This window comes from Psychrobacter sp. (genome assembly GCF_036731945.1).
GTDB lineage: Bacteria > Pseudomonadota > Gammaproteobacteria > Pseudomonadales > Moraxellaceae > Psychrobacter.
The window spans coordinates 76,557-86,286 of the sequence record NZ_DAINDI010000001.1; the positions used below are offsets into that span (position 1 = coordinate 76,557).

Genomic DNA, 9,730 nt, shown 5'->3' on the forward strand with positions numbered 1-9,730 from the left:
AGCTGATTACCGGTATTCGCGTCGTTGACCAAAGCACCCACCGCTTGCCTTCTTTTACCAAGCTTATTGGCATGCGTACGCTACTACTGTTTATTATTTACAACTTATTATTCTCATTTACTAGCTTTTTAGGTTTTGTGGTTATTATTGTTCATTATTATATGGCCTCAAAAAGTCCTGAAAACATCGGTTGGCATGACAAACTAGCTAAAACCTTAGTAGTGAAAGCCGACAATAGCCAATTGGTCAAACAACCCAAGGTAAAATAATGGGTTTATAAGTTTATTATAAAAACGATTGTTATAAATATCATAAAGTTATATGAAAAAGTGGCGTTTATACGCTGCTTTTTTATTGAATAATTTATATTTACGTCTTTTATTATTTATTGACAGACGCTCAGTGATTAACCTTTGTGTTAGAGGCTGAGTACTGTTATAATACGGCGCTTTATAAACTAAGCTTATTACTATTGTTTTTGCAAAATTCGATAAGATTTGGGCTTACCTTATAAATCTCCTTGCTATTAACATAGGGTTAATAGCTACTAATCCGTAAGGAGTCATAATGCGACATTACGAACTGGTGTTACTTGTACACCCAGACCAAAGCGACCAAGTGGTCGGCATGGTTGAACGCTATATCAAGTTGGTTCAAGACAACGGCGGTACGATCCATCGTCTAGAAGATTGGGGTCGTCGTCAATTGGCTTACCCAATTAACAAAATTCACAAAGCTCACTACGTTCTTTTCAACGTTGAAACTGACGGTGAGACTTTGGCTGAACTTGAAGAATTATTCCGTTATAACGACGCGATCATTCGTAGTCTAGTTATGCGCCGTGACGAAGCTGTCACTGAAGAGTCGCAGTTAGCCAAGAATGCCGATGAAAAACGCGCACGCAAAGCAACGACTCGTCGTCCAGACAATCGTGAAAACGACGACAACGACAACAGTGAAGACTAATTAAAGGAGAATACTCATGGCACGTTTCTATCGCCGTCGCAAATTCTGCCGTTTCACTGCTGAAGGCATCACTCACATCGATTATAAAGATGTTGAATTGCTAAAACAGTACATCAGTGACAATGGTAAAATCGTACCAAGCCGCATTACTGGTACATCTACTAAATATCAGCGTCAGCTAGCCACTGCTATCAAGCAAGCTCGCTATCTTGCGCTACTTCCGTATACTGACAACCATCAGTAATTTAACCGTTAACTAGGAATGACTCATGCAAATTATTTTGTTACAGCGTATCGTCAACCTTGGTAAACTCGGTGAAACTGTCGATGTGAAACCAGGTTACGGACGTAACTTTCTTATCCCTCAGGGCAAAGCACTACCTGCAACTAAAGCAAACATTGAAAAGTTCGAAGCACGTCGTGCTGAGCTTGAAGCTGAAGAAGCAAAAGAAGTAGCGGTTGCTCAAGAACGTGCTGACGCGTTAACGGACGTTAATGTTATCATGCGCGCTAAATCAGGTGACGAAGGCAAGCTATTTGGCTCTATCGGTACTCGCGATATCGCTGAAGCATTGACTAACTCAGGTCTAGAAGTTGACCGTGCTGAAATCAAGCTACCTGAAGGCACACTACGTCAAGTGGGCGAATATAATGTAGATATTCAACTACACCATGACGTAACTGCTAGCATCTTAGTAACCATTCTTTCTGAAGATGGCGACAATGAAGATGCCGCTGAAGAAGTTGAAGACGACAACGAAGATTACTCAGAAGAGTAATATTTGGTAGTAGTGTAAACTTACTACCCGTCTAAGAAAGCCAGTAACGTCATGTTACTGGCTTTTTTTATGCTTAAAATCCCCTAAATGTTTAATTTTCTAATTAAAACTTACAATACTATTTTGTAGCAATAACTGGTAATAAAACACCTGTATAATCTATACCTAATAATAAAATACTGCTTATAAAGTCGTCTTCAATAATATCGGAGCTATTGCTATCCTAGCTGTATTTAGTCATAGATAAAATGGGACGATATGATAAACACTGATGACAAATTAATATGTATCCAAGGTAACGAGTTTTATAAAGAAGGTGAAACCTACAAGGTCGGTAGAATTGTGAATGATAAGTATTTCCAGATTCTGACTAACAACAATGCCGACCATTGGTATGCAACCTTAGACGATGAAGGTATTTATGTTAGCTTTGATTCTATGAGCCCTAAAGACAATAAAGCATGGTTTGATAAGATAGATTAGAACATTTTTATTGCTATATTGATAAAAGAGACATATTGAAGAAAGAAAAATAATTATAAAAGTTAGATTAAAATAACATTACTCAAAAAGCTGGCTATTATAAACAGTCAGCTTCTTTTGGTTGAAAATTTAGTTTACGGCATTGTAAATAATTTACTGCTTGTGGCCAATCAGCCGCTATCTTTGGTGATTCTTGCCCAGCGGCAATTATACTGGCAGCATTTATCCAGCCCGCATGACCGACTGCTAATACTGGTTTTTGACCACTATTTTGCGCAGCCATCTCATTTAACCAGTTTTCTACACGATTAAACAACTGCTGTAAACTCTCGCCGTCCTTAGGGGCAAAATCTGCAAAATGATCACACCAATCATCAATCTCTTGTTTAGGAATTTGCGCCCAAGGCTGACCGTCCCAGCCGCCAAAATCAATCTCTGCCAGCTCAGGTACGACACGATACCGAAAGCCATGCTGCGCCAGTATTCCCCCGACTTTTAATGAGCGCTGTAGCGGGCTGACCCAAATCACTTTTGGCAATTGATGCAGACGCACGAAGCGCTGTATTTTATTAGCAAGGCGTTTAATTTTGCGTTTATCGACACTGATATCAGTCTGTCCGATACAAAAGCCATTAGCCGCAATGGGCTTTGGATGGCGCCAAATATACAAAACCATTGGCTATCATTATCCTTTTAAAATAGTACGCTTAAAATTAAATAAAAGGGTTCGAGGCAGCAAGTCCGATATAAATAGCGATTTCACTTAACTGCTGCGTGGCGCCTAACCCATCACCAGTATAGCCACCTAAACGCCTGCGCAACAAGCGCCGCATATAATCCGTCGCTACGACGCCTAGTAATAAAGCCAATGACCATTGCCAAATACCAATTTGCTGTACGGTATTAGGCAATAGGAGCACGACCAGCAAGCCCGCTAATATGAGCCAACCACTGCTCCATAGTCCTTGTAATGGCGTCAGCTGCTGCGCCATCGGTTTGGCTTTAGCATGCTCAATCTCACCGCCGTAAGGCAACAACGCCAGTAAACTAATACATAATAAACGTGAGGCCGTATGACCAATAATTAGCGCCACGATAGCCACCGGTAATGGCATAGACGTCAATAAGCTGATTTTGATAAGTAACGCCGAGACCAATCCTAGTACACCATAAGTACCCAAGCGCGAGTCCTTCATAATGGTTAAAGTACGCGCGCGAGTCAGGCCACCACCTAGTCCATCTTCATGAAAAGCGCCAGTGAGCCTAATTCCAAAGGCCGTACTTATCACTGCCGCCACCAAAGGCGTAAATAAAAGGCTGCCTAGCCAAAATACGCTCGCGCAAAGTAGCCCAACCAACAGACCTACCCCAGGAAAATGACGGCTGCTCTGGTGCAACCACTGCGGATTGTAATTGGCAAATTGCGGTACGGGCAGACGCGTTAAAAACTGTACTGCTACTAACAATAAACCCCATTCATGTTTTATAAATTGGCCAATACTTGGTTTAGACGAAGAGTGGGATAATGAATCTGGTTGATGCGATGGCTTTTTTGATAATTGTGACATTAGCTGTTCTGTCCACTGATACCAGCATCATTAAAACTTGCCATCTCATTGATAATCGCACAAGCCGACTGTAATAATGGATACGCCAGTGCCGCACCGCTACCCTCGCCTAAGCGCATACCCATATTCAGTAATGGCTCAGCGTTGAGCAGTTTTAATAAATGCGCGTGTCCCGGCTCGACCGAATGATGAGCAAAGACAGCATATTGAACAACACCGGGCGCTAAGCGCTCAGCCGCCAATAATGCACTACTGGCGATAAAACCATCGATAAGAAGAATACGGCGCTCACTGGCGGCTTGCATTAGCGCTCCTGCCATCATCGCAATCTCAAGCCCGCCTAATGCCGCAAGTATGTCGAATGGCGTTTGCGCTTCACTGTGCCGCGCTAATACTTGAGTTAAAATACTTGTCTTGTGCTGTAAACCTGCATCGTCGAGACCAGTACCGCGACCGATACAAGCATCAATCGCTATATCGCCCAATTTTGCCAGTAATAAACTGGCGGCGGATGTGTTACCAATTCCCATTTCACCGACAATCAACAGATTGCCCGTCATGTTCTTGACTACGTCCATACCATTTGCTAATGCGGCTAAGCACTCTTCTGCTGTCATGGCAGGTTCTATTAACGCGTCGCGGCTTCCATGACGCACTTTATAATCAAGCAATTGCTCGTGGTCTTTAAAAGGAGAATTGGCAAAGTCGGCATCGACACCAGCATCGACCACTTTTAGCTCAATATGATGCTGACGCGCTAAAACATTGATGGCAGCGCCGCCTTTCAAAAAGTTATGCACCATCTGCGCCGTCACCGCGCTAGGGTATGCCGATGTACCATGCTTGGTTAGACCATGATCGGCAGCAAATACCCGAATTTGTGGTTGCGTAATTTGCGGCGTGGTCGTACCTTGAATCAATCCCAACTGTACAGCAAGCGTCTCTAAACGTCCAAGGGCGCCCAGTGGCTTGGTTTTTTGGTCAACGATTTGCTGCAATTGCTGACGCAGTTCGTGATTTTCTATATTTGCAATCGCTGGTGCTATAAATGTGTTCAATGTGTTCAATGCCTTCAAGGAAATTAACTTAATTTTTATCTAGATAAAAAACTTGCCGTTTAGATTTACTCTGCCAACAACTTCGCCAACAATTCATTTATTTCGACTTTAAATTCTCTATCTTCGATTTTATTGGCGCTGATTTTAGCATTTTGCAGACTTTTGATCGCAGCATCGGTTTGACCCAATTCGATTTGCAGCTCAGCCATCGAAAAAGCAATCGATGCTAAATGATCTTTTGAATTAATCGCCGCCGCTTTATCTAGTGCTTTTTGATAAATAACCAGCGCTTCATCCAAATCCTCGGTAAAGTCAGCTAAGGTTTCCCACTGTTCAGGATGGTCTTTATCGCTTTTTTCATTTTCGTCACACAAATCTTTTAGCTGCGCATATAGCGCATCAAAGGTTTTTTGATCGTTCTTACTGTCCGCTTCTAGCAGCTTTTCTGCTAAAACATAAATGGATTTATATATTTTGGTATTAATCATGATGGGTTACCCTGTTGGTTGCGCGTTATAGGCGTTGAATGGTGTTGATTATAGACTAATTTGTATCAATAGCTCATAAAAAAGGGCGTGACATCAATCACACCCTTTTATTTTATCTCGCTTTCAATCTTAGCATCTACGATACACAGTTAGATTCAGTCATTAAACGCTCGTAATTATTCCGCAGCGATAACGGTAATCTCGACCAATAACTCAGGACGAGCCAGTGCTGATTCGCCGCATGCACGCGCCGGTGGCTGGACGCCTTCAAACCATTTATCCCACACTTCATTCATTGCAGCAAAGTCTGACATACTTTTTAGCCAGACGGTTGCGGATAGCAGCTTTGATTTGTCACTACCAACTTCTTGCAGTAATTTTTCGACTTTCTCTAAGCACGTTAAGGTTTGAGCTTTGATATCATCTTCGCTATTACCCACTTGACCGGACAGATAAATGGTTTGGTTATGAATCACAATTTGACTCATACGTTGATTACTATGCAGCTTTTGCATGAATTATTATCCTTAATTTTTAATGTTTCAGTTCTTTCAAATACCTGAACTGTCAAATATATAAACGACTCGATTTTTACTTAGAGGTTATTTAGCAAAAATTAGTGAGAAAAACGCTCGGCGCTAAAGGGTTTAATATCGACCAATAGCGGTTTTTCGTGAATCATCTCCTCCACCAGACGACCTGTCATAGGCCCTAAGGTAAAACCCTGATGGCTATGACCAAAGGCAAACCATAATTTGTCGTGCTGCGGCGCAGGACCAATGACTGGCTTCATATCCGGCATGCAAGGACGTGAGCCCGCCCAAGCTTCACTCTCGACGGCATCTTCTAGCGGCAGAATTTTGCGCGCAAGTTTTAACACGGTATTTAATTGACCAAAATTCTTTGGCGCATTCATAGTGGTCATCTCAGCACCGGTAGTGATGCGGATACCTTGCTGCATCGGACCCATCACAAAACCCTTATCCATATCAAACATACTATGGTTGATGGTGTTTTTTTCCGTGACTTTAAAATGCTGATGATAGCCACGCATTGGGAACAGCGGCAAATCATAACCAAGCGGTCTGATTAAATCGTTAGACCAAGGCCCAGCAGCAATAACCAATTTATCACTATAAAAAGTGTCGTTGTCGGTAATAATTTTCCAGCCATCTGCTTCTTGGACGATTTCATTGACACCGCTTTCTCTGATGGTACCGCCCATTTCTTGAAAGTTTTTTGCGTATGATTTCACCAATAAGCTCGGATTTGACACTTGCCAAGAGTTTAGCCAATGAATCGCGCCAACGAACTCATCAAAATTGGCGCTCGGCTCCATCGCTTTTAATTCGTCAAGCGTCAAGACATTGTGCTCAACGCCCTGATCACGATCTTTGATTGCAGCATCAATAGCTCTTTTAAACGTTTCTTCAGAGCGATGCAACTGCAACCAGCCTTTACGGCTAATCAAATATTCAGCGCCAGACGCTTCAATCATGGTTTGGTGTTCACTGGTGCAATGTTCAATCAGCGTCTGCCACTCGGCTTCAATTTTTTTAATTGAAGCTGGCGTCGAGTATTTCCAATACTGCAATAACGCTTGATGATAGCGCAAAATCGCTGGGATTCGATAGCGAATATCAGTGCCTTGGTTTGGCAATACGCGTATCATTTCAGTCAGCTGGCGTGGAAACGGATGGGTATGAATCGCCTCGCGTTGAATCAAACCAGCATTGCCGTATGAAGTCTCAGAGCCCGGTAGTTTTTTGTCTAACAGTAAGACTTCAGCGTTATTTTTTTGTAGATGCCAAGCCGCTGAGGTGCCAACCATACCTGCACCGATAACGATTACTTCGTAGCGCATAACACGTCCTTTTTTTAAAGTCTTAATACAGAATAACAAAGTTGAGAAATAACAGATAAGGGAGTAATAGTAACGCATTGCGCACCAGATTAAACCCTTATCATAGAAATATTTTTACTATTCCATACTTTTAGTTATGATTTTAAATGAAAGCTATTTCTGATAGGAATAATGAACAAACTATTAAAAAAATACACATGTTTTGGATAATTAAAATAGCATGAATGAATCACCACCAAATTGGATCCTCACTTGCTAGCGTCTCTAAAAGCCTTTTACTGGTCTCGACCGTCAACTTATCGGCAGGCAGCTCAGCGATAAACCTTGACGGCTTATCAAAGTAACCCGAATAGCTTGAGAAATACTCGGGCGCGGTTAAAAACAATCTGCTTTTAGCACGGCTACAAGCAACATAAAACAGCTTACGCTCCTCCTCTAACTCTTCAAAATCACTGAGCGAGCGATAGTGCGGCGTCATACCATCGACGAGAGAGTTGACAAACACCACTGGCCATTCAAGCCCTTTGGCACTATGAATAGTCGAGATAGTAACCTTATCTTTATCGTCGTCTTCTGGTTTATCCATAGTCGCCACTGAATCATTAGGTGGATCGAGGGCAAGATTTTCTAAGAATTTATCGAGATTGTCATGTTCTGTCGCTAAGTTTTTGAGTACACGAAAATCTTCACTACGCTCGCGCCAATTCTCTTCAATCGTTTTTAGGACAGGAATATAAAACGCTAAAATTCGCTCAATCATCATTTCCACTGACTCTGCCTGACTGGCTTTGGTTAAAGTCGTATGCAATGATTTAAGCTGTGGGCTTTTCTTTGCAAATGATGGTGCTAATAGCGGCTCGAAAGTGTTGTTATTAACATTGTTATTTACATTGCTATCGGCATTAATCGCTTGGGTTAAGCGCGTCGCCGTTACTGCCCCTACCCCTTTAAACAGGGTTAAGATACGGTGCCATGCAATGGTGTCATTTGGGTTATAAAGTATTTTAACAAAGGCTAAAACGTCTTTGATATGACGCCGCTCAATAAAGCGAATGCCACCCACGACGATAAAGGGAATATTGCGTTCCATAAATTCAAGCTGAACATAGTTGGATTGAAAAGACGTGCGGCACAAGACGGCAAAATCCTCATAATCGTAATCTGGTTTTAATTCGATAATTTTGTCGGCAATATATTTTGCTTCCTTCGTTTCGTCACTTAAACGACGAAATATTGGCTTGATGCCTTCTATAGATGCGCCCGAGTACAATTGCTTTTGATAGCCCAACGTGATTTGCGCCGATAAAGCATTGATATAATCAAGCACCGCTGGCGTACTACGATAATTTTGCTCTAGCTTAATCAGTTTTGCTTCAGGATAACTCTCGCCAAATAGTAAGATATTTTCATAATTCGCACCGCGAAAGGCATAGATGCTTTGGTTGTCATCACCAACGACCATCAGCGACACCGATGCCGGCGTACAAATCAGATCTATCAGCTCTTTTTGCGGAATATTGGTGTCTTGATATTCATCGACCATGACATAACGATAGTGCTGTTGTAATAGCTTTCGAAAGGTATCATTGTGCTTTAGATGGCGCACCACTTGGCTGATGATATCATCAAAATCATATAAATGATTGGCGCGCTTATATTCATGAAAGTCGACCGCCAATTGCTCAATAACTGGAATATGCACGGCGATATCAGGATAACTGTTCTCGATTAAATCGCGAATATGAATACGGCGATTTCTAGAAGTTGAAAAGATATTTTGCAAGGTTTTTTTGCGCGGAAATGCCTGATTGGTTATTTTGGTTGGATACTTTTTTTCTTTATTAATCAAATCAATCGCATCTTCGCTGTCGCCGGTATCTAAAATAGTAAAGCGCGGATTGATACCAAGTAGCCCAGAATATTGGCGTAATAGCATATTGCAAAAAGAGTGAAAAGTGCCGCTGGTGATATCGTTTAGCGCCTTGCTATTTATGTGGTCATTGTCCGAAAGACGGCTAGCCAGCAAAGTTCTAGCGCGACTTTTAATTTCATTAGCTGCTTTTCGGGTAAAGGTTAATAGCAAAATCTCTTTTGGCGCGACGCCATTTTCTATCAAATAGCTGGTTCGGTAGGTCAGGGTTTTGGTTTTACCAGAGCCTGCACCGGCGATGACCAACACCTTACCCTCAATAGTCGTGGCAGCCAACAACTGGTTAGGGTTCAGCTCACGGGCATAATCCACTTGCAACCCTAAATGGCCGGCAAGCCGTTGCTCTAATATTTCACTATCTGCATTTATCAAATTGGCCTCGAGCTTTTTAATCGCCTGCTCAAGCCGCGTCAGCTTGGGTTTCATGTCAACGAAATTTTGCGGATAATTATAATGGTGGGTAGCAAAGATGGTGGTCATTATTAACAATTGCCTTTGGTGTGGTTTATCGTGCTAGCTATTGATGACAGCGCAGCAGCATGCATCATCATTTATAGCTAATAGCTTATCATAATAGACAGGGCGCTGAGGGTC

At 42.1% G+C, this 9,730-nt stretch carries 12 protein-coding genes; 5 read left to right on the forward strand and 7 right to left on the reverse strand.

Annotation, left to right across the window (positions count from 1 at the left end; translation table 11 throughout):
- From V7D75_RS00295 to V7D75_RS00315, 5 genes are all read left to right on the forward strand, one after another.
- Positions 1-269: RDD family protein (locus tag V7D75_RS00295; RefSeq protein ID WP_333612929.1), on the forward strand; the 269-nt coding region annotated here is incomplete at its 5' end.
- Between the two features lie 298 nt (positions 270-567).
- Positions 568-966, forward strand: a complete 399-nt coding sequence (gene rpsF / locus V7D75_RS00300; RefSeq protein ID WP_068404828.1) for a 30S ribosomal protein S6 — start codon at positions 568-570, stop codon at positions 964-966.
- 16 nt (positions 967-982) lie between these two features.
- On the forward strand, positions 983-1,210 hold the full coding sequence (rpsR, locus tag V7D75_RS00305) for a 30S ribosomal protein S18 (RefSeq protein ID WP_068404827.1): 228 nt from the start codon (positions 983-985) through the stop codon (positions 1,208-1,210).
- A gap of 25 nt (positions 1,211-1,235) precedes the next feature.
- Positions 1,236-1,745 carry a 50S ribosomal protein L9 gene (gene rplI, locus V7D75_RS00310; RefSeq protein ID WP_068404825.1) on the forward strand — a complete coding sequence of 170 codons (510 nt, stop codon included), beginning with the start codon at positions 1,236-1,238 and terminating at the stop codon, positions 1,743-1,745.
- A 258-nt stretch (positions 1,746-2,003) separates the two neighbouring features.
- Positions 2,004-2,228, forward strand: coding sequence for a hypothetical protein (locus tag V7D75_RS00315; RefSeq protein ID WP_333612930.1), 225 nt, complete (start codon positions 2,004-2,006; stop codon positions 2,226-2,228).
- 97 nt (positions 2,229-2,325) lie between these two features.
- On the opposite strand, the gene V7D75_RS00320 is transcribed toward V7D75_RS00315, so the two are convergent.
- The 7 genes from V7D75_RS00320 to V7D75_RS00350 all read right to left on the reverse strand — a co-directional run bounded on the left by V7D75_RS00320 (position 2,326) and on the right by V7D75_RS00350 (position 9,619).
- Complete coding sequence (locus V7D75_RS00320; protein ID WP_333612931.1) at positions 2,326-2,904, reverse strand: histidine phosphatase family protein; 579 nt, start codon at positions 2,902-2,904, stop codon at positions 2,326-2,328.
- 37 nt (positions 2,905-2,941) lie between these two features.
- Complete coding sequence (locus V7D75_RS00325; RefSeq protein WP_333612932.1) at positions 2,942-3,796, reverse strand: adenosylcobinamide-GDP ribazoletransferase; 855 nt, start codon at positions 3,794-3,796, stop codon at positions 2,942-2,944.
- Positions 3,796-4,854 carry a nicotinate-nucleotide--dimethylbenzimidazole phosphoribosyltransferase gene (cobT, locus tag V7D75_RS00330; protein ID WP_333612933.1) on the reverse strand — a complete coding sequence of 353 codons (1,059 nt, stop codon included), beginning with the start codon at positions 4,852-4,854 and terminating at the stop codon, positions 3,796-3,798. Before cobT ends, V7D75_RS00325 begins: the two co-directional genes overlap by 1 nt.
- Positions 4,855-4,919: 65 nt before the next feature.
- Positions 4,920-5,342: a tetratricopeptide repeat protein gene (locus V7D75_RS00335; protein WP_333612934.1), complete on the reverse strand. Its 423-nt coding sequence runs from the start codon at positions 5,340-5,342 to the stop codon at positions 4,920-4,922.
- Positions 5,343-5,518: 176 nt separating this feature from the next.
- Positions 5,519-5,857 (reverse strand): RidA family protein, encoded by a 339-nt coding sequence (locus tag V7D75_RS00340; RefSeq protein ID WP_333612935.1) that lies wholly within the window; start codon positions 5,855-5,857, stop codon positions 5,519-5,521.
- A 101-nt stretch (positions 5,858-5,958) separates the two neighbouring features.
- Positions 5,959-7,206, reverse strand: a complete 1,248-nt coding sequence (locus tag V7D75_RS00345; RefSeq protein WP_333612936.1) for an NAD(P)/FAD-dependent oxidoreductase — start codon at positions 7,204-7,206, stop codon at positions 5,959-5,961.
- A 229-nt stretch (positions 7,207-7,435) separates the two neighbouring features.
- The gene (locus V7D75_RS00350; protein WP_333612953.1) at positions 7,436-9,619 is read right to left on the reverse strand and encodes an ATP-dependent helicase; all 2,184 of its coding nucleotides are present in this window, start codon (positions 9,617-9,619) and stop codon (positions 7,436-7,438) included.
- Positions 9,620-9,730: the final 111 nt, after the last annotated feature.